Source organism: Halorhabdus sp. BNX81 (assembly GCF_029229925.1).
GTDB lineage: Archaea > Halobacteriota > Halobacteria > Halobacteriales > Haloarculaceae > Halorhabdus.
The window spans coordinates 2,136,866-2,157,458 of the sequence record NZ_CP107254.1; the positions used below are offsets into that span (position 1 = coordinate 2,136,866).

9 protein-coding genes are annotated in these 20,593 nt (G+C 65.1%); 1 reads left to right on the forward strand and 8 read right to left on the reverse strand.

Going from position 1 to position 20,593, the window contains the following annotated elements:
- Positions 1–79: 79 nt before the first annotated feature.
- The gene (locus tag HBNXHr_RS10805) at positions 80–1,489 is read left to right on the forward strand and encodes an ATP-binding protein (protein WP_275882128.1); all 1,410 of its coding nucleotides are present in this window, start codon (positions 80–82) and stop codon (positions 1,487–1,489) included.
- A 158-nt stretch (positions 1,490–1,647) separates the two neighbouring features.
- Here the strand turns inward: HBNXHr_RS10805 and HBNXHr_RS10810 are convergent, their stop codons facing one another.
- From HBNXHr_RS10810 to HBNXHr_RS10845, 8 genes are all read right to left on the reverse strand, one after another.
- Positions 1,648–3,486, reverse strand: coding sequence for a hypothetical protein (locus HBNXHr_RS10810; RefSeq protein ID WP_275882129.1), 1,839 nt, complete (start codon positions 3,484–3,486; stop codon positions 1,648–1,650).
- Positions 3,487–3,618: 132 nt separating this feature from the next.
- Positions 3,619–6,561 carry a glycoside hydrolase family 9 protein gene (locus tag HBNXHr_RS10815; protein WP_275882130.1) on the reverse strand — a complete coding sequence of 981 codons (2,943 nt, stop codon included), beginning with the start codon at positions 6,559–6,561 and terminating at the stop codon, positions 3,619–3,621.
- Between the two features lie 98 nt (positions 6,562–6,659).
- Positions 6,660–9,668 (reverse strand): fibronectin type III domain-containing protein, encoded by a 3,009-nt coding sequence (locus tag HBNXHr_RS10820; protein WP_275882131.1) that lies wholly within the window; start codon positions 9,666–9,668, stop codon positions 6,660–6,662.
- The gene (locus tag HBNXHr_RS10825) at positions 9,640–9,810 is read right to left on the reverse strand and encodes a hypothetical protein (RefSeq protein WP_275737216.1); all 171 of its coding nucleotides are present in this window, start codon (positions 9,808–9,810) and stop codon (positions 9,640–9,642) included. Before HBNXHr_RS10825 ends, HBNXHr_RS10820 begins: the two co-directional genes overlap by 29 nt.
- A 6-nt stretch (positions 9,811–9,816) precedes the next feature.
- Positions 9,817–12,969 carry a fibronectin type III domain-containing protein gene (locus HBNXHr_RS10830; RefSeq protein ID WP_275882132.1) on the reverse strand — a complete coding sequence of 1,051 codons (3,153 nt, stop codon included), beginning with the start codon at positions 12,967–12,969 and terminating at the stop codon, positions 9,817–9,819.
- A 5-nt stretch (positions 12,970–12,974) separates the two neighbouring features.
- The gene (locus HBNXHr_RS10835; RefSeq protein WP_275882133.1) at positions 12,975–16,646 is read right to left on the reverse strand and encodes a fibronectin type III domain-containing protein; all 3,672 of its coding nucleotides are present in this window, start codon (positions 16,644–16,646) and stop codon (positions 12,975–12,977) included.
- Between the two features lie 6 nt (positions 16,647–16,652).
- Positions 16,653–18,611 carry a cellulase family glycosylhydrolase gene (locus HBNXHr_RS10840; RefSeq protein ID WP_275882134.1) on the reverse strand — a complete coding sequence of 653 codons (1,959 nt, stop codon included), beginning with the start codon at positions 18,609–18,611 and terminating at the stop codon, positions 16,653–16,655.
- Positions 18,612–18,732: 121 nt separating this feature from the next.
- Positions 18,733–20,523, reverse strand: coding sequence for a PKD domain-containing protein (locus tag HBNXHr_RS10845; protein WP_275882135.1), 1,791 nt, complete (start codon positions 20,521–20,523; stop codon positions 18,733–18,735).
- Between the last annotated feature and the right edge of the window lie 70 nt (positions 20,524–20,593).

Sequence of the window (20,593 nt, forward strand, 5' to 3'; positions counted from 1 at the left end):
TGAGCTAACTTAGTTGAGGCTAACTTAGGTAGGACTATCTTACAGAACCCCTTTAGAGGTGGCGCTATACGGAACACTCATGGTCGAATTTGTGAACCGGGACCGTGAATTAGACCGCCTTCAAGACCTCTACGAGTCTGATTCTGCGGCATTGGCTGTAATGTATGGCCGGCGGCGCATGGGGAAGACGACACTCGCGCTTGAGTCGATCCGAGACCGCGACGACGCTGTCTATTACCAAGCAACGCGGGGGACAGCCGAACAGCAACGGTCCGCCTTCGTCAGTGATGCCGCTGAAGCGTACTCCGGTATCACACGGATTCGAGACGAGTGGGAGCCGCTCTTCGAATATCTCGCTGAACAGGACGCAGTCGTGATTCTTGACGAATTCCCGTACCTCGTCGAGCAGACTGAAGCATTGCCGTCAATCCTCCAGCGCGTCTGGGATCACACCGCTACGGAGACAGCGGCCACCTTCGTGCTGACCGGCTCGGCCATCGGGATGATGTACGAGTACGCACTCGAGGGAACCGCACCACTGTACGGACGCGTTGCCAAAACTCCGAACGGAGAAATCGAAGTTAGCCCACTCCACTTCGCCGCAGCAATGGAATTCTTCCCCGAGTACCCGCCTGCCGAGCAGGTGATGACGTACGGGATCTTCGGCGGGACACCAGAATATCTCCGCGCAGTCAATAACGACGAATCACTAGAAGAGAACGTTACGCGAACACTCCTGGGCCGCGATGGCGGACTCCACGAAGAACCTGAAAACGTGCTTCAGCGAGAACTCGCTGAGGTTGACCGGTATTTTGCAGTCCTGAAGTCGATGGCTGAGGGGAACCGTGTCCAAAACGAGATTGCACAGGCCGCTGGCATCACTGATAGTAGCGTGGGGTACTATCTCGACCGGCTGAGCGAACTCCGGGTCATCAATCGGGACTATCCGGTGACGGTTGATCCCTCTCGCAGTCGGAAAGGCCGATACACGATCTCGGATCCCCTGTTCAGATTCTGGTTTCGGTTTGTCTACGGACGAACTGCTCGATACGAAGTCTACGGGGACGATGCGTATGCGGATCTGATTGACCCAGCATTGCCAGACTTCGTGAGCCGGACGTTCGAACAGTTGTGCCAGCGTGCTGTCCTGTATGCATACGGCGATGAGTACCGATTTGTGGAGGAGCCGGGGAATTGGTGGGATGGGAGTGGGCACGAGATTGATGTTGTTGCGCCGACGAACAGTCAGACGCTCTTGCTGGGCGAAGCCAAGTTCCGACAGTCCGAAGTTGGATATGAGGTGTTGAGTCAGCTTCGAGATGAGGCGCAGCTGGTTGACTGGACTCCCGACGACGGTGGGGAGCGTGAATATGAGTTTGCTCTGTTCAGCCGATCCGGGTTTAGTCAGTCCGTTGAAGAAGCAGCGACAAAACTAGATAACCTCCGGCTGTTCACTGTTGAGGAGGTCGTACGGTTGGTGACTGCATGAGGAGAACGGAGGGGTAGTTTTCAATTATCTGTATGCAGAAATATCCCGTGAACGTTTCGTGTCGTTCGCAACTCAACTGCCGCCGTCCCTGAGGCAGGGGAGGAAAACTGTGCGAAAAGTGGAAGCTGTTTGCTGGGCGCGGTATGACCCGTCGACGATCAGTTCGGGACCCGATATTTCAGGTCGATGGCGTCGATGAGCCGGTCGTTCCGGCTGAGGTTGGTCTCCAGTTCGACGTGCAACGAGTCCAGCATCGTGTCGACCAGGTCCTGGCGCGCCGAGGACGAGGACCACTGCTCGGGGTTCGCGGGCGTCCCGATCTCCATGGCGACCTGCTGGTTCGGGTAGATCGTCCGCATGTGGTAGGGCTCGTCGTGATTTGCACACCGGACGGCGTAGGCCGACATGCCCTCGTAGTCGGGGTGGATGACTTCGATCACGTCGCGCTGGGGGTGGCCCAGCGACTGACTCGGGCGGTGGGGGTTGTTCCAGTGGCCGTCCGCGAGGTTCGCGGCGTCGCCCGACGGCCCGAGCCACGTGATGACCATGCCGTCCTGGAAGTACGGCACCTCGCCCGTGTTCTTCAGGACGATGTACTGGTTCCAGTAGCCGCCGCCGTTCTCGTGGATCTCGACGGACGCTTCCATCGGCGCGTTGGCGGTGAAGCCGTCGCCGCCAAGCGACTCGCCGGTCCGCGGGTCGACCTTGTCGGCCACCATCTCGTGGATGGGGTTGTCCGGGTTGTTGACGACGTCCTCTGGCAGGTCAGCCGAACTCCCCCACTCGCGGCTGTCGTCGTACTCCGGCTGGTCGTGGACGCGATCACGCACGCGGACCTCGTCAGGCTGGTACGTTCGGGCGTCCGTCGGCCAGCGGTCCTGGATGAACTGGTCAGGACCGTTCGTCGCTTGGGTCGGGCCGGCGGTCTCGTCCCAGACGTTGTCGGGGTCGTCGTGCGTGCCGGGATCTTCGGTCTCGTCCGGCAACAGCGCGAGCCGCGGGAGGAGTTTCACGGTCGCATGGGCGGGGAAGTCGTTGTCGGCGAGTTGCTGGACGTAGGGCAGCGCCTGCGTGCCGAGTTGATCGAGGGTCAGCGACCCGTCGCTGATGTTGTTCTGGACGGCCTCGACGTCGTAGTTGAACTCCTCGGCCTTCTCGGCGTCCGTCCACGCCTGGCCGGTCGAGGACGTCTCGCCGGGTAGGTAGTCCGTGAAGTCCCGTGGGACGTAGTACGGATCATCGAAGTGTTCGTAGAGTTCGGCGACCGTCGTGCTACCGGTGATGTCAGACGGCAGGGTATCAGGCTCCGGCGGCCGGTCCGGGAACGGGACATCCCAGGTCGGTTCCCCGTCATCATCGTCGGGTTCCGTCTCCGTCGGCGTGTCGTCTGGCGTCTCCGTCGGCGTGTCTTCGGGCGTTTCAGTCGGCGTGTCTTCGGGCGTCTCCGTCGGTGTCTCCGAACCGTCGTCGTCCGGGTCGGTCGTCACCGCGATCCGATCGATCTCGACGGCCCCTGAGGCCCCCTGCCAGAAGTTGAACCTGACTGCCTGTGGACTCGCCAGGTCAGCACCGACCGATTCGAGATCGATCGAGACGGTCGAGTAGTCGGTGCCGATCGAGTCATCCGTCAGGTTTTCCAGCAGATCCGAGGCGCCGCCGATCTTGAGCATGAAATCCGACTGCTCGCCGCCCTCGTCCCCGCGGATTCGAAGCGTGAGATACTGGTAGTCGTCGATCGACTGGGAGACGTTGCTCCCGAACCAGCCGGCGTTGTCATACTCCAGACGGAGCGCGCCGTCCTCGACCTCGCCCGACCCGCTCCCGTTGGCGAAACTCCCCGCGTCCGCCCAGTTGCCGAGGTCGTTGGAGCCCGGATAGGTCCCCCCGTCGAACGAATGGACGACCAGCGGCGAATGTTCCTGGCCCAGGACTGACGTCGCCAGACCCAGGCTTCCGAGTGCGATGCTCCCTTTCAATACAGTCCTTCGTTTGACCATACCAGATGATAATAACCTTCTATTATTAAATAAACATCACGAACGAGGAGAATTTCCACCATAAATTAATAGACTGGTCGAATCCGAGACACCGAAACCCTGGGTTTACGCTATAGAGCGGTCAAGACACGCCTACTCGAAGCGCACCGCCTCGATTTCGAGCGTGCTATTGCCTCCTTGCCAGAAGTTGAGCCGGACCGCAAGCCCCTCGGCGGTGGGGTCGATACCGGCCGACTCCATGTCGATCGCAACGTCGGTAACGCTCGTTCCGATCGAATCGTCAGTCAGGTCGGACAGATATCCGCGCGTGCCGCCGACATCGACGATGAACTCCTCGCCCTCGCCACCGTTGGCACCGCGTACGCGCAAGACAAGTGTCTCGTACTCCTCGACACGCCGGTTGATCTGCTCCTGATACCACCCGCCGTTGTCGTACTCAAGCACCAGGGCACCGTCTTCGACATCGCCGCTCCCGTTCTCGAAGGAGCCGGCCCCACACCACTGGCCGAGGTCGTTGCGATTGCTCGACCACGCCGGGTCGCCGTCGTAGTCGTTGACGACCAGCGCCTCAGCGGGTTGGTCCTCGTTCCCGCTGTCGTCTGCGTCGTCGGTCGTCACCTCGACGGACACGGTATCGGACTCGTTGCCGGCACCGTCGACCGCCGAGACGCCGATCTCGTAGGTCGTCTCGGCGGCGAGTTCTTCGACAGTCGCCCTTGTCGTCCCGGCCTCGACCTGCTGGTCGAAGTCGCTCGCAACGGAGACAGTGTAGTGATCGAGGCCGGACCCACCCTCGTCGGTGGCGGCGTCCCACTCGATCTCGGCCGAGGACGCGGTCGTCTCGACCACCGAGAGGTTCGATGGGGCCGTCGGGGCGGTCGTATCGTCGGGCTCGGACTCGGACTCACCCGGAAGCTGGCCGTAAACCAGTTCGCCGTCGAGGTAGACGGGGATCGCCTCGGTGACGGTCGCCTCCTCGCCGATGTCCTGGAAGCTCGGATCGTTCGATGGATCCCAGTTGCTCTCCCAGTTGTCGTCCTGTTCGGCGATCATCGAGATCTGAATCTCCCGTGCGCCATAGATCTGGTTGCCCGACCAGTCGAGTTCGATGTAGTAGATGCCGGCATCCTCGTCCCAGGCGATCGGCCCCGAGACGTCGGCCGACCCATCGCCCATGGTTGATTGCTGGTCGTACTGGACCTCGACCGAGACGGCGTCGATCGACTGGCCGGCGTCGCGCAACTCGCTGACGTCGATGAAATAGCGGGCGCTGAGGCCGTCCTCACGATGGGGCGGGTGGATCGATTCGTTGTGGATCGTGACTCGAACCTGTGTCCGGTCGGCGTTCTCCTGGAGGACCTCCCCCTCGGCGTAGTAGGCGTCGATCGGCTCCTCACCCGGCGGGAACTCGGCGACTGGCTCGCCGGTATCGTCGTAGAAGGTGTTGAACCCCGCGAGCGCACCGACCAGTCCCGCGTTGAAGTCGATCGCGACCTCGTTGTAGACGTAATCGGAGGTCTCGTCGACGTGGGTGTCGTCCTCGTCGGGCCCGCCGACCAGGGCACCCCACAGCGTGTGGCGATGCTCTTCGGGTTCCTCCATGCTGTTTGTCTTCGAACCGTGGGCCGCCCGGTGGTGGGGATGCTCGGCGTGATCGTCGGTGAACCCGACGATCAGCGAGTAGCCGAAGGGATTGTCACCCATGATGTAGTTCATCTGGGTCGCCGCCCAGTCGGTGAACGCGACCGCCTTCTCGGTGTCGCGGTACTTCCGGTAGACCATCGCCTGGAACTGCGCGGCGGCGTTGTACCGGGCCGACCCCCACGTGTTGAGCACGGTGAACCCAGCATCCGACGTCGAGGCGTAGTTCGTGTCATTGGCGTCGTCATGCTCGACCGAACCGCCGGAGAGATACTCCAGGTTCCAGCGGGCGATCTGCCAGTGTTCGGGGTCGTCGGTGATCGGCGCGAGTTTGAGGAAGACGCCGCCCCAGACCGTGTCCCAGGAGTGGACCCAGATGTTCTGCCAGTCGTCGTCGGTCGAGTCGATGATCTCGCCGAAATACCCAGTGTAGGTGCCCGAATCGTCGGTCGCGAGGATGTCATCCAGATACGCGTCGTCCTCAGTCGCGATGTGCAACCAGACCGCCGCCCAGGAGAGTTCGTCCTCGTCGTAACTCGAATCGTAGAAGCCGCCGTCATACCCCAGTCCGCGGTTCTCGACAGCGAAGTCATACAGCGCTTGTGCGGTGTCGAGACACTCCGCCGCGTACGCCGAATCCTCGGACTCCAGGACGAGCGAGGTAATCGTCAGCGCCGCGGCCGCCCCGGCGCACTGGTCGCTGGCCGGATCCTCCGGCGTGGCGAAGTAGGCTGGCCGGGGGTACTCCTCGGACGACTGGAGTTCCGGCGGCCCCCAGTAGTTGTGGTCGATACTCCCCTCGCCGACGTGATAGCAGAAGGCGACGACGTTGCCTTCGTCATCCCGGAACGTCGACTTCAGGAAGTAATCGGCGAAGTGCCGCAGGATGTCGACCATGTGGTCGTAGACCCCCACGTCCCGGAAGGCGTCCTCGAACTCGTAGAGCGCCCAGGAAAGCGTCGAGGCGCTGTAGGACTGGGGGAGCCCGAACTTCATGTGGTCGCCGGCGTCGTGGAACCCGCCGCTGACGTCGACCGTCCCGGTGCCGTCGGGGTCGAGTACGTCGCTGTACTCCTCGATGAAGCTCCCAGAGAGGTTGGTCCCGCCGTCTTCGGTCGCCGCATCGAGCGGAATCTCAGTGTCCGAAGGGTGGCACTCGCCGCGCCACTGGAGGCGATCGCCCATCGTCGTCGCACCACAGCGATTGGCGTCATAGAAGTACAGTGACTGCTGGAGCGCGTGGGCGTAGTCGAAGCCCAACTCAGTCTGTGCGGCTGCTCGGGAGACCACGCTCGGCGTGGCCACGTCCGTCCCGAGCGCGACCGATCCCGCGCCCAGTCCCATCGCCGCAAGCAGGTCCCGACGGAACAGATCGGTGTCCCGGTCAGTTTTCGTCCGCCCCATTCCCCGTGAGTTCGCGTCGTGTTCTGTCATGGATATCGTGTCGTTGGTTGTGCCACCGGACCCTGGGCCGTCATCACCCCATCCCTAACGGGCCCGGTCCGGTGGCGTCTGATCGAACGGTTCGATGCCTATTCGAGTCGGATCTCTTCGATTTCGAGCGTGCTCGCACCTCCTTGCCAGAAGTTCAGGCGGATCGAGAGTCCCCCGCCCGACGGGTCGATCCCGGCCGCGTCCATGTCGATCGCGACGTCAGTGACACTCGTCGTGATCGAGTCGTCGGTCAGATTCGCGAGCAAGTCGCGCGCACCGCCCATGTCGAAGAGGAACTCGCTCTCCTCGCCGCCGTTCGCCCCGCTGACCCGCAACACGACCGTCGAGTAGTCGCTGACGTCTTGCTGGACCTGTTCGACGAACCACCCGGCATTGTCGTATTCGAGGACCAGCTCGCCGTCCTCGACCGCACCGCCTCCGGCAGTGCCATTCTGGAACGACCCGGCGCCGCACCACTTGCCGAGGTCGTTGCGATTGCTCGACCACGACGGATCGCCGTCGTAATCGTTGACGACCAGGGCGTCTGCCGGTGATTCGTCGTCCTCATCGCCTTCGCCGTCGTCGGCCTCGTCGGTGGTAGCCTCGACGGTCGCCGTCGCCGACTCGTTGCCGGCCGTGTCGATCGCCGAAACCCCGACCTCGTAGGTCGTCGCGGCGGTGAGGCCGTCGATCGTCGCCGTCGTCGTCCCTGCCTCAACCGCCAGATCTCGGCTCCCGTCGACGTAGACGGCGTAGGCGTCGACACCCGTGCCGGCGTCCGAAGCCCCACTCCAGGCGAGGTCAATCGAGGACTCACTCGTGCCCTCGACCGAGAGGTCCCCGGGGACAGTCGGCGGGGTCGTGTCGTCGCCGGCGTCGGTCGTCACGTCGACAGTCACCGTCGCCGACTCGTTGCCGGCCGCGTCGACGGCCGAGACGCCGATCTCGTAGCTCGTCTTGGCCGCGAGATCGGCGATCGTCGCCGACGTGGTCCCGGCTGGGACCTGCTGATCGAGACTGCCGTCGACGGAAATTGCGTAATGGTCGAGTCCCGAGCCTCCGTCGTCGCTCGAAGCGCTCCACTCGATCTCGGCGGATGACGGCGTCGTCGTGGTCACTGAGAGGTTCGAGGGAGCAGTCGGCGGGGTCACGTCCTCGCCGCCGCCGTCGCCGCCCGTGAACTCGACCCAGTCGAAGTTCCAGCCGCTGGTCTCGACGACGATCCGGATGACGTGCTCGCCCTCGGGGAGGTCGACCTCGCCGACCCGGATCTCCTCGAAGTTCTCCCAGCCACCGGTCGGCCAGACGTTCTGGGTCGCCACCTCGGCGCGGTCGACCTCGATCCGGAGGTCGCCACCCGAATCAGCGCCGTTGGCAACCCGAACGGTGGCCTCGTAGCTACCACCGGATTCGACGGTGACGGTGTACTCCAGCCACTCGCCGGTCTCGGTGTACCCGACGTTGTACCCCGACTCGACGGCCGTCCCGATGTCGACGCCCGTCTCGCGGTAGTCGGCCCCGGCCTCGTTCGTGGATCCCGTATCGTAATAGGCGATTCCCTGGCCACCCTCGTCAAAGTCCTCGGCCTGGATGCGGCCCGGGAGTTCGTGCTCGACGAACGCCGACTGGCCGGCGTCGGTGGCGATCGTTTCGGCGACCGTCGTCGTCTGATTGGACTCGTTGCCCGCACTGTCGACGGCAGAAACACCGACCTCGTAGGTCGAAGCCGGTTCCAGGCCGTCGACCGTCGTCGCCGTCCCGTCGATCACCTGCCCGCGGCGCTCGCCGTCGACGTAGACGTTGTAATGGGAAAAGCCGGCCTCGCCCTCGTCGGTGACGGCGCTCCAGGCGATCTCGACGCTGATCTCGGTCGAACGAGTTACCTCGAGCCCCGAGGGTGCCGGCGGTGCGACGTCGTCATCGATCGTACTCTCCGGGATGCCCTGGTCTTTGGTCGCCTCGAGCCAGGTCTTGATGTACCCGCCCATCTGGTCGGGGTCGTCCTTGAGCGTCCAGGGCTCGTTCGCTCCCGAGTCCGGCGACTCGAAGAAGGCCGGCTCCCAGGAGTCGTCGAAACACCACGAGATCCACCCCATGTTCTCGTAACCCTCGACCCACTCGCGGAACGGCTCGCCCCACCCGGAGGTGGTGCCCTGATCGACGGATCCCCCGGTGGGTTCCCAGCCGAACTCCGTGACGACGACCGGGACGTCGTTTGCCGGTTCGCCGTACCACTGGTCGAAGTCCGCGGGCGGTCCGTTGTCGGGGTAGATGTGCGCCGCGTAGATCAGGTTCTCCCCATCGAAGGGATACTCCGGCGCCATGTGGGTCACCGACGTCCAGCGCGGCGAGCCGATGATGATCGGCGTCTCCGGGGCGTGCTCGCGGACGAGGTCGACCCACGGCTGGGCGGCGTCACGCCAGGCCTGAAAGGCACCGGCGTCGTCGCCGTACATCGCCGGCTGGGTCGGCTCGTTGAACAGCTCGTAGATGACGTGTTCGTCCTCGGCGAACTCCGGGGCGACCCGATCCCAGAAGGTCGTCATCACGTCGTCGATCGGTGCGAGGTCGTCGTCGTTCTCCTCGTTGTAGGTCTCAGTTGCTTCCTGCGTATAGGGTCTGATGAGGTGGAAGTCCACCAGCGCGTAGACGTCCCGGGCCGCCAGCAGGTCGACCGCGGGGCGGAGTACCTCGGTGACGTACGTCTCCAGGCCCAGCGCGTCGATCGAGTCCTGCGTGCAGGGCAACCGGACGGTGTTTGGATGCCAGCCGCGCTCCGTGTCCGTCGCCCACTCCAGGACTTCCTCGAAGCTCTTGGGGTGGTACTGCCGGTAGAAACCGGGGTCAGCGGGTGCCATCCCCCGGAGCGTCACGTCGTTGCCCGCCGGGTCGCGGATCCACCGCCCCTCGGTGTGCAGGCGTGGTGTCGGAACCCCGGCGGCTCCGGTCCCAGTGGCGGCCGAAAGCCCGGCACCGATCGTCCCAGCACTCGCCATCGCCCCGAGGAACGTCCGGCGTGACGGCGTGAGGCCGGGGTCCTCTCGGGCCGCCTCGTCAGTGTGATCAGTCGCCGATGCGTCAGTCGATTCGGTCAGTTCGTTCGTCATCTGTCGTCATGTGTTCGCGATCGTTCATCCCCCGATACAGTCGAAACAGCGACGCGCCCCCGGCCGGGACGCCGGCGACAGTCCGGGCCGGCGGCCGCCCGCCGCCCCCGCGTGCAATCGCTCTCCGTGAGTTACGTCCCATGCCTGTTCACTCGAATCGTATCGCCTCGATCCGGAGCGTTCCGCTCCCGGCGCCGCCCTCCCAGAAGTTCAGGCGGAGTTCGCCCGGCGACGTGGCGTCGATGCCCGCCGATTCCAGATCGATAGAGATCGGTTCCGGCGTGGTCCCGATCGAGCCGTCGGCAACGGTACTGAACGTCGCTCGATCACCGCCGAGCGAGACAACGAAGTGATCGCCTTCGCCGCCGCTTTCCCCGCTGAGGACGACCACCAGCTCCGCGTAGTCCGAGACGTCCTGCTGGACCTGCTCGACGAACCACCCGGCGTTGTCGTACTCGAGGACCAGCGCGCCGTCCTCGACGTCGCCGCCGCCGTTCTCGAAGGAGCCGGCGCCACACCAGTTCCCGAGGTCGTTCCGGTTGTCCGCCCACGCCGGATCGCCGTCGTAGTCGTTGACGACCAGGGCATTTTCTGGCGGTTCTTCCCCGCCGTCGTCGCTCTCGGCGGTCGTCACCTCGATGACGGCCGGGTCGGACTCGTTGCCGGCACCGTCGATCGCCGAGACGCCGACCTCGTAGGTCGTCCCGGCGTCCAGTTCCTCGACGGTCGTACTCGTCGTGCCGGCCTCGACGGAGTGGACCGTTTCGCCGTCGACGGCAACGACGTACTGCTCGACCCCAGACCCGCCCGAATCCGTCGAGGCGTCCCACGAGAGCGAGACCGAGGAGCTCGTGGTTTCGGTCGCCGTCAGGTCGGCGGGCGCCGTCGGTGCCTCGTCGTCGCCGTCCCCGGTCGTCGCCGTCACCGTCACGGTCCCGGATTCGTTGCCCGCGCTATCGACGGCCGAGACACCGATCTCGTACTCGGTAGCGGGATCGAGTCCGTCGACCGTCGCGGTCGTCGTGCCAGCGGGGACCTGCTGGTCGAGCGCGCCGTCGACGGAGACATCGTAGTGGGCAAGGCCCGACCCACCGTCGTCAGTGGCGGCGTCCCACGAGAGCGAAATCGAGGAATCCGTCGTCCCGGTCACTGCCAGATCGCCGGGCGCCGTCGGCGGCGTCGTGTCCTCGTCGCCATCACCGTCGTCCGTGGTGCCGTCGCCGGCGGTCGTCGCGCCGGCCACCGAAACGGGGCCGACGTCGGACGCCGTCCAGTCCTCTAGCCAATCGACTTCGTCGAAGCGGGCGGCGGCGAGTTCGCCCGCGCTGTTGGCGCTGACGAACAGCCCGACGTGGACGTCCTCGGGGAGATCGACGTCGCCGGACCCGATCTCCGTCCAGTCCGAGCCGTCCGGCGAGACTGACGCCGACACCGACGACCCCGACCGCTTGACGCGCAACCAGATCGGCGGCGTGCGATCGTCGCCGGCACGCTCGCGCCACACCGTCGAGTCGTAAGCCCGCGTCAGTTCGCTCCCCTCGCCGGGCGTGATCGTGGCGGCACCGAGCGCGCCGGGCGCGGCCGGATCGTCGGCCACCAGCACACCGGCCTGGGTCTGGGGATCGACTGGTTCGAGATCCGCGACGCGGGCCGTGACCGCCACGTCGCCCGAGGCGGGCATCGACGCGAAGTGACACTGCTTGGTGTCGCGGTGGAACGTCTCGCCCGCGCCCTCGACGAGAAACGAGTCTTCCGGGATGCCTTCGACGGAAACTGACTCGGTATCGGCGTCAGTCGCGCCGCTATCGTCGGTGACAGTCAGTTCAGCCTCGTGGGAGCCGGCTTCAGCGAAACGGTGGGCCACCCGCTCGCCGGTGGCCGTCGCGCCGTCATCGAAGTCCCAGTCGTAGGCGGCGATCGAGCCGTCCGGGTCGAAGGAGTAGGTGCCGCTGAAATCGCCGGACTCGCCGATTCGGAGCGAAGAGGGTGCCGTCGCGTCGGCCGTCGGCGTGCCGTCGGTACTCCCGGACTTTTCGCGGATCGTCGATGCGTACCCCGAGAGGATGTCACCGGACTCGCTCCGGTAGACCTGGAAGCCGTCGTGGTCCTCGGTGTCCTCGAGCACCAGTTGCCAGATCGCCGCTGCGCCCGCGTCCTGGCTGTCGAGGGCGTCGTACCACGCCCGCAACCGATCGTTTCGCGTCGCCAGGTCGTGTTCCTGGACGTTGACGTTGAACTCCCCCAGCAACGCGGGCTTTTCGAGCGTCTCGCGGGCGTCGGCGGCGTGTTCGCGGATCCACTCGACGGCACTGACGACGTCGTCCTCGGCGAGTTGGCCCGCCAGCCCCATGCCGGGCCAGTGGTACGGATAGAGGTGGAACGAACACACGTCGATCGTGTCGATCTCGTGATGGGCGATGAAGTTCTGGCCGGTCCAGTCACCGTACATCCAGTTTGGCCCGTCCGGGCGTGTGTAGAAGCCCTCCAACCCGGTCGTCACCAGGTGGTTGTCGTCGAGATCCTTGATGAACCCGGACATGTCGGCGAACCACTCGGTGAGGGCGGCCTCCCGGTCGTCGATGGTTTCCGTGTCGTCGTCCTCCAGTCGGGGTTCGTTGGCGAGTTCCCACATCGCGATCGCGGGGTCATTGCGGTACTCGACGCCGGTGATCGAATTCTTTCGCGTGAGAAGCGTCTCGACGTGGGTGCGATACAGTTCACGACACGCCTCGTTGACGTAGAAGTCGCCGTGCTCGCTCGCGCCGTCCGCCCACTCGACGTACTGGGCGATGCCGCCGTAGTCGTCCCAGTTATTGACCAGCGAGAGGATGAGTCGCACCCCGTGTTCGCCGGCTTTCGCGACGAGATAGTCGAGGTGCTGCAGCGCTGCCTCGTTGAACACCCCCGGTTCGGGCTGGAGACACTGGCCGCCCTCGCCCGCACAGAACGCCCAGGTCCGCAGCAAATTCTGATCCAGGTCCGCACACAGCGCGAGGACGTCGTCGATCCGCGAGCGATCGCTGTAGGGATCGGTCACCCAGAAGTTGTTCGTCCCGCTGAAGTAGACGGGGTCGCCGCCGACGGTGAACTCCGGGCCGTCGGTGTCGACGAACTCGCGGTCCCCGGGTGCTGCCTGAACGCTCGCCGTCCCGATCGAGCCCAGCAGCGCCCCCGCACCGATGGTGCGGAGGACGTCCCGTCGCGACGCCGCGAGTGCCGACCGTCGGTCGTCCGGACGATACGTCCGTCCGTCGGGACGGTCTGCACCGCCGCCGGCGTCAGTATGGTTGTCTCGTGCCATCGGAATCACTCCAGTCGGATCTCCTCGATCCGAAGTGTCCCGCTCCCGGAGCCGGCCTGCCAGAAGTTCAGGCGGAGTTCACCCAGTGATCCGGCGTCGATGCCGGCCGATTCCATGTCGATCGCGACGTCGGCGACCGAGGTCCCGATCGAGCCGTCCGCGACGTCGCTGAACGTCGAGCGATTCCCGCCGACGCCGACGACGAAGTGATCGCCCTCGCCGCCGCTCTCGCCGGCGATCGAGAAGACGATCGAGGAGTACTCGCTGACATCCTGCTGGACCTGCTCGACGAACCATCCGGCGTTGTCGTATTCGAGGACGAGTGCGCCATCTTCGACGTCGCCGCCGCCGTTTGCGAAGGAGCCCGCACCACACCAGTTGCCGAGATCGTTGCGGTGGTTCGCCCACGCGGGATCCCCGTCGTAGTCGTTGACGACCAGGGCGTCTTCGGGCGGTTCTTCCCCGCCTTCGTCGGTCGTCGCTTCGACGGTCGTCGTCTCGGACTCGTTGCCCGCGCCGTCGGCGGCCGAAACCCCGATCTCGTAGGTCGTCGCCGGGTCGAGACCGGTGACAGTCGCCTCCGTCGTGCCGGCCTCGATCTGCTGGTCCTGGCTCCCGTCGAGGAAGATGGTGTAGTGGTCCAGCCCGGACCCACCGCTGTCCGTCGAGGCGTCCCAGGAGACGGCGATGGATTGGGCGGTCGATCCGGTGACCGAGAGGTTCCCGGGCATCGTGGGCGCTTGCTCGTCGTCGCCGTCGGTCGTCGCCACCGTCAGCGTCGCCGGACTGGACTCGTTGCCGGCAGCGTCGACCGCCGTGACGGCGATGTCGTAGCTCGTTCCTGGCGAGAGCTCCGAAACCGTCGCGGTGGTCGTCCCCGCGTCAACCTGCTGGACCTGTTCACTGTCGACGCTGACGGCGTAGTGATCCAGGCCGGACCCGCCCTCGTCGGTCGAGGCGTCCCACGTGAGGTCGATGGTCGTGGCGGTCCGGTCCGTCGAGGTGAGGTTCGCCGGCGCACTCGGTGCCTCATCGTCGCCACCGGCCGTCGAGACCGTCACCGTCGTCTGGCTGGACTCGTTGCCAGCGCCGTCGACGGCCGAGACACCGATTTCGTAGCTCGACCCGGCGTCGAGCCCCTCGATCGTCGCGGCGGTCGTCCCAGCCGGCACCTGCTGATCGATGCTTCCGTCGACGGAGACGTTGTAGTGATCGAGTCCCGAGCCTCCGTCGTCGCTCGAAGCGCTCCACTCGATCTCGACGGCCGTCTCCGACTGGGTCGGCGACTCGACGCTCGCGGGTGCCGTCGGGGCGATCGAGTCGCCGCCCTGGGCCGGTTCGTCGCTGTCCAGCCAGAGTTCGTCGATCGAGATCGAGCTATCGCCGGCATCGTAGAACCGGAGGGTGAGTTGACCGGGCGACTCCAGGTCAGCACCGGCCGCCTCGAGGTCGACGGAGACGATCGACTCGGTGGTCCCGATCGTGCCGTCTGTGACCTCCGAGAGCAATGGGTCGATGCCCGCGAACTGCAACTCGATGCCGCGGTGCTCGCCGCCGTTCTCGCCGGTCACCTTCATCCGCAGCGTCGGGTAGTCGGTGATGTCCTGGGAGACGCCAGTGCCGTACCAGCCACTGGCGTTGTAGTCGATTTCGAGGCGGCCGTCGACGACCTCTGCGCTCTCGAAGCCGCCGGTGCCGACCCAGTTGCCGAGGTCGTTCGAATCCGGCCAGGCCGGGTCGCCGTCGTAGTCGTTGATCAGCAGGTCGTTCGGCCCGGCGCGGGCGAGGTCCGTCGTGACGTCGATGGTCGCGATGTCGGACTCGTTGTCGGCACGGTCGACCGCGCTCACGCCGAACTCGTAGGTGCTGTCCGAATCCAGGCCGCCGATCTGGACTTGCGTCGTCTCGGCAGCGACTTCGCGTTCGAGTTCGCCATCGACGTAGACGACGTAGCCATCGAGTCCCGCGGTCTCGGCGTCACCTTCGTCGGTGGAGTCGTCCCACGAGATAGTCACCGACTGCCAGGTGTTCTCCGGCGACGACAGATTCGCCGGCACGGACGGCGGCGTCGAGTCCTCGAAGGCGTCGGTCGTCACCTCGACCGTGACCGTCTCGGATTCGTTGCGCGCGCGATCGACCGCGCTCACGCCGATCGTGACTGTCGTATCGGATTCCAGTCCCTCGACGGTCGTGGCCGTGGTCGCTTCGGGCACCTGTGTGATCTTTTGGCCGTCGACGGTGACGTTGTAATGGGAGAGACCGGCCTCGCCCTGGTCGGTCGAGCCGTCCCAGGAGAGCTCGACCGTCGTCTCGGTGACGTTTTCGGCGGTGAGGTTCGACGGGGTGGTCGGCGGTTGCTCGTCGTAGGGCACCGTCGGCGGGTTGGCGTCCTGATAGTCGATCAGGGCGTTCTTGACGGTCTCGCCCATGTAGCTGTCGCCCCCGAGCAACGTCCAATCGCAGGGCAGGTCGGCACAGTCCTCGGGCACGTCCTCCGCGTAGGGGTTGCCGATGTTGTCCTCGAAACTCTCTTCGGTGAACGCCCGGTCGAACATGACCGGCCGCCAGACGGGGTCGGCACACCAGGCCGTCCAGTGGATGGCGTCACTCTTCTCCAAAAATTCGAGGAACGGCTCGCCATAGCCGGAGGTCGTCCCGCCGATGTACTGGCCGCCGTTCTCCTCCCAGCCCCACTCGGTGACGAACAGGGGATACTCCTCGTAGACGCCGGCGACGCCCTCGCCGTTGTTCGTGGCGTCCTCCCAGTCGTTGTCCTGACTGGAGTTGTGACCGGGATAGATGTGGAAGGTATAGGCCAAGTTCTCGCCGTCGAAAGGCTCGACTAAGGCCCCCTCGGGGCTCTGTGACCAGCTGGGCGACCCGATCAGGATCAGGTTGTCGGGCGCGTGCTCGCGGATGGTGTCGACCCACGGCTGGGCCGTCGCCTTCCAGTCGCGCCAGACGTCCGCCCAATTCTGGCTCTGGGTCGGATCGCCCCACATCCCCGGCTCGGTCGGCTCGTTGTACAGTTCGTACATGACGTGGGGCTGGTCGGCGTACCGCGGCGCGACGGTGTCCCAGAACATCTCGACTTCCTCGCCCAGCGTGTCGTCGTTCCACTGGACGTCGCGGTGGCGATGATAGTCGATGATGGCGTATGCGCCGCGCTGAAGACACCGCTCGATGACGGGATCGAGGTGTTCTTCGAGGTACGTCTCGAGTTGGCCCTCGTCGAAGGCGACCGGCGGTGGCCCTTCACCGGGTTCGTGCTCGCCGATATCGACCGGCTGGACCGGGATCCGGATGACCCGTGAATGCCAGTCGTCGTCCGTGTTCGTCAGCAGGTCGACCACGTCCGTCGCGGTCTTGCCCCTGGCCGGCGCGGTGACGTTGATCCGCTTGGGGTCGGCCATGTTGACCCCCCGGAGGTTGACCGTCGCGCCGTCGGGGTCCTTGATGAGGTTGCCATCGACGTGCAGCGGCGGCGTCGGGATGACGTCCGCGGCCGCACTCCCGACGAGGCCACCGCCGAAGCCGGTCGCGAGCGCGCCGCCTGCCGCTGCTGCTTTCAGGAAATCCCGCCGTGACGCGCTCGCGATGCCGGCAGTTGACGGTGACTCCGTCGGCTCGGTCGTTCGTCGGGCTGTACTGTCGTCGTCTGGATTGTTGTGTGTCATGGGTTGCTATTCGAACCAGATTTCGTCGATCTCGATCGTTCCACTCGTTCCATCACCCGACCAGAAGTCCAGATAGACTGCACCGGGACTCGCCGCGTCCATCCCGGCGGCGGCCATGTCGATCGACACTGTCGAGAACGACGTGTCGATCGTGTCGTCAGTGATCTCGGCGAGGACGCCGCCCCCGCCGCCGAGATCCACTGAAAAGGCCGACTGCTCGCCACCATCGGCACCGCGAATCTGCAGGTTCAGCGTCGAAAACGACGAGACATCCTGGCGAACGTACGACTGCAGCCAGCCGCCGTCGTATTCCAGGACGAGTGCGCCGTCCGCGACCTCGCCGTCGTCGTTTGCGAAGGAACCGGCGCCACACCAGTTTCCGAGTTCGTTGCGACTGTCCGCCCACGCCGGGTCGCCGTCGAAATCGTTGAGGACCAGGCGCTCGCTCGCCGGCGGGTTGGTCGTCGCGGTGACGGCCCCGCTCCTGTCGGACTCGTTGCCCGCGCCGTCGACGGCGCTGACCGCGAACTCGTAGGTCGTCTCCGGCAGCAGGCCGCTGACTTCTGTAGCGGTCGTCCCGGCAGTGACCCGATGATCCAGCGCGCCGTCGAGGTAGACGGCATAAGTGGCGAGGCCGGAGCCGCCGGAATCACTCGCAGCGTCCCACGTCAGACCGACGCTCTCGCTTCCCGTCTCGGTCACGGCGAGGTTCGACGGGGCCGAGGGCGGCGTCTCGTCGCCACCGCCGGCGCTCGCCGGCAGGTCGTCGTTGCGCTTCTCGCGGAGTCGCTCCTTGAACAGCCGACCGTGGGGACTGTCGACCTCGTAGTCGCGATTCAACATCCCGGGCGACCAGGTGTGGTCGAAACACCAGACCTGCCAGTGGATGTCGTGGGCGTCGAAGAGGTCGAGGAACTGCTGGCCCTCGACCTCGTTGGTCCCGACGAGGTAGGGCGAGCCCTCGGTGCCGTACCCGAACTCGCTCATGAACACCGGAACCTCCTCTGAGGGCTCGCCGAAATACGTCGACAGCGGCCGGAGGTTCTCGTGGGCGTAGACGTGGCCCGCATATGCGAGGTTGTCGCCCTCGAACTCGTGTTCGCCCGCCCAGTAGGTGAACTGGCTCCAGCGCGGCGACCCGATGACGATCAGATTCCGGGAAGCGTGCTCCCGAATGAGGTCGACCCACGGTTGGGCCGTCTCACGCCAGTACAGGTAGTTCTCCTCGGCACGGGGGTCGGTGACGCCGACGTCGTCAGTCGGATCGCCGGCCCCCGGATAGGGCGTGTTGGGTTCGTTGTAGAGTTCGTAGATGACGTGTGAGCGATCGCTGTAGCGTGGTGCGACCTCGTTCCAGAACAGCCGGATCTCCTCGTCGAGTTCCGGCGAGTCCCAGTCGGGGCCCTCCGGATAGTGGCGGTGATAGTCCAGCATGATGTACGCGCCGACCTCCTCGGCAGCGTCGACCGCCGGATCGACGTACTCCGCGAGATAATTCTGGAGTTCGTCCTGCGTGAATCCCGGCGTCGGGGCCGCCGTGCCCGGACCGTGATCGCCGATGTCCTGAGGCTGCATCGGCAGCCGAATGACGTGGGCGTGCCAGCCCTCGCCCGGATCGGTCGCCAGCTCGATCAGCGGCTCGATGTTCTTGCGCCACTCCTCGGCGGCCCGCGCGGGGTCGATAACGTTCACACCCCGCAGTATCACCTTGTTGCCGTGGGGATCCCGCAGGAGGTTGCCATCGACTTCGAGCCACGGCGTTGGAATACCGGCTGCAGCCGCTGAGCCGACGGCACCGCTCCCGACGCCCAGGCCGGCCAGTCCCGCAACCGCCGTCGTCTGCAAAAACGACCGTCTGGACGTACTGGACTGTCGGTGTGTCTCGGACTCCTCGTCCGGAAGTTCGTCTCGGTCAGTCGTCGATTCGTCCGTCTCGGTTGGCTGTGTCGGCTGATCTGTTGTCATTGTGTATCCTGTGTCGTTGTTCTCGCGATGGGGAGTAGACCGTCAGGTCCAGGTTTAGCAGGCACCGTCGAACGAGCCGACGGCACCTAGCCCTCGATCTGACCGGAATCGAGCGACCGGCTCAGGAGATGGTAATGGTCACCTCGTGCGTCGTGGACGCCCCCTCGTTGTCGGTCGCGGTCAGGGCAACCGTGTAGGCCCCTGTCGAGTCGTAGGCATGTTCGGTCCACCAGCCAGTCGCCGTCTCCCCGTCGTCGAAGTCCCACGCAAGCGAGTCGATCCAGCGAGTGCTCCCGGACATGTCCGTCACCGAAAACGTGACGCGGTCACCAACGCCGGCGTCGGTCGTGCTCGGGTTCATCTCCGCAAGCAGATTCCCGGACGATCCATCGCCATCGTCTTCACCGTCGCTGGCGTCGCCGCCATCAGCACCACCGCTGGCGTCTCCATCGCCACTCCCGTCATCGCCATCGGTGCCGCCCTGGTTGTCGCCACCATCGCTTTCACCGTCGCCCGCTCCATCACCGACGACGATGTCGACCTCGTGCGTCGTGGACACGCCGTCGTTATCGGTCGCGGTCAGGGCGACCGTGTAGGTCCCCGCTGCCTCGAACGTGTGTTCGGTCCACCAGCCAGTCGCCGTCTCCCCGTCGTCGAAGTCCCACGCAAGCGAGTCGATCCAGCGAGTGCTCCCGGACATGTCCGTCACCGAAAACGTGACGCGGTCACCGACGCCGGCGTCGGTCGTGCTCGGATGGATCTCGGCGATGAGATCGTCGGTCGTCCCATCGCTACCGCTTGCACTATCCCCACCATCGCCGCCGTCATCCCCAATGTCGCTCCCGTCGCCATCCCCATCGCCGCTGTCGCCGGTGCTATCACCAAGTCTGTCGTAAACGACGTCGAAATAGCCACTCGCCGTATAGGAGTCGACACCGCACTCGTCACCCCAGTACGGATCGGCCATGTTCATGGGATCGTCCGAGCCGTCGCCGTTCCAGGCCCAGCCGATCACCGGCCAGCCGAGTTCCTTCGCGTAGTCGATGATCGCCGACCAGTCGGCACCCGTGCTGTCGGCGTAGTTGCCAAACTCCCCGATCAGACACGGATAGCCCGTCTCGTCCAGCACGTCGAGATCCGCGGGGACGAGGTTCTGGCCGGTCGTCGCGTTCCAGGCGCTGGGGTAGACGTGCGCCGAAAGGATCAAATCATCGTCCTCGATCTGCTCGACCGCGTCGGCCAGCCGATAGGTGCCCTGTCCCCACCCCGGAGCGTCACAGACGATCGGCCCGGCGTAGCTCGTGCTTGCCCGGACAGTGTTGATAGCCTGGTCGTATGCCGCTGCGTATGCCTCAGCAGTAACGTCGTGATCACCCCATTCGTTCATCATGTTGATCGTGAATTCCGTGTCTTGGGAAAGTGTCTCGTAGTGTTCGACCCAGAAATCCGCAGCATTCTGGAGCGCCGATGCCTCCGGCGACCCGTTGTCCGGATAATGATGATAGGTCGCGATGATATCCTTGCCGTTCTCGCCGGCCTCGTCGATCCAGCATTTGGCGTCCTCGACCGTCGTCGCCACCTCTGCAAAGGAGAACGGCTCGATCTCGATCCGGACGGTCTGGATATCCGGGTACTGATTCATCAGCTCCCAACCCAGCGCCTGCTCGCCATCACAGAAGTACGACGGCTGGAGATTTACCCCATCGCCGAACGTGGCCGGATCGGCGCTGGCGCTACCGGTCCCGAGGACACCGATCAGCGCCCCGCTACCGATGGCTTTCAGCACGTCTCTGCGAGCCGGCGACGGGAGCCCGCTCGAAACCGCCCGTGGCTCCTGGCCCCCCGTATCCCCGCTGGAAGTCGCTCGCTGGCTGTCCGCCGAATCCGTCGATTGTATCGTATTGTCGGTCATTTGTCGTCTTTGCCTCAGTTTGTTTCAGTCGTCCCCATCGAACTCGTCTCAGTTCACCCCCACATCGTCG

What these genes read in the sequence shown, in the direction of transcription:
- HBNXHr_RS10805 (WP_275882128.1), top strand. Translation starts at nt 80, where the DNA reads ATGGTCGAATTTGTGAACCGGGACCGTGAATTAGACCGCCTTCAAGAC.
- HBNXHr_RS10810 (WP_275882129.1), bottom strand. Translation starts at nt 3,486, where the DNA reads ATGGTCAAACGAAGGACTGTATTGAAAGGGAGCATCGCACTCGGAAGC.
- HBNXHr_RS10815 (WP_275882130.1), bottom strand. Translation starts at nt 6,561, where the DNA reads ATGACAGAACACGACGCGAACTCACGGGGAATGGGGCGGACGAAAACT.
- HBNXHr_RS10820 (WP_275882131.1), bottom strand. Translation starts at nt 9,668, where the DNA reads ATGACGAACGAACTGACCGAATCGACTGACGCATCGGCGACTGATCAC.
- HBNXHr_RS10825 (WP_275737216.1), bottom strand. Translation starts at nt 9,810, where the DNA reads ATGGGACGTAACTCACGGAGAGCGATTGCACGCGGGGGCGGCGGGCGG.
- HBNXHr_RS10830 (WP_275882132.1), bottom strand. Translation starts at nt 12,969, where the DNA reads ATGGCACGAGACAACCATACTGACGCCGGCGGCGGTGCAGACCGTCCC.
- HBNXHr_RS10835 (WP_275882133.1), bottom strand. Translation starts at nt 16,646, where the DNA reads ATGACACACAACAATCCAGACGACGACAGTACAGCCCGACGAACGACC.
- HBNXHr_RS10840 (WP_275882134.1), bottom strand. Translation starts at nt 18,611, where the DNA reads ATGACAACAGATCAGCCGACACAGCCAACCGAGACGGACGAATCGACG.
- HBNXHr_RS10845 (WP_275882135.1), bottom strand. Translation starts at nt 20,523, where the DNA reads ATGACCGACAATACGATACAATCGACGGATTCGGCGGACAGCCAGCGA.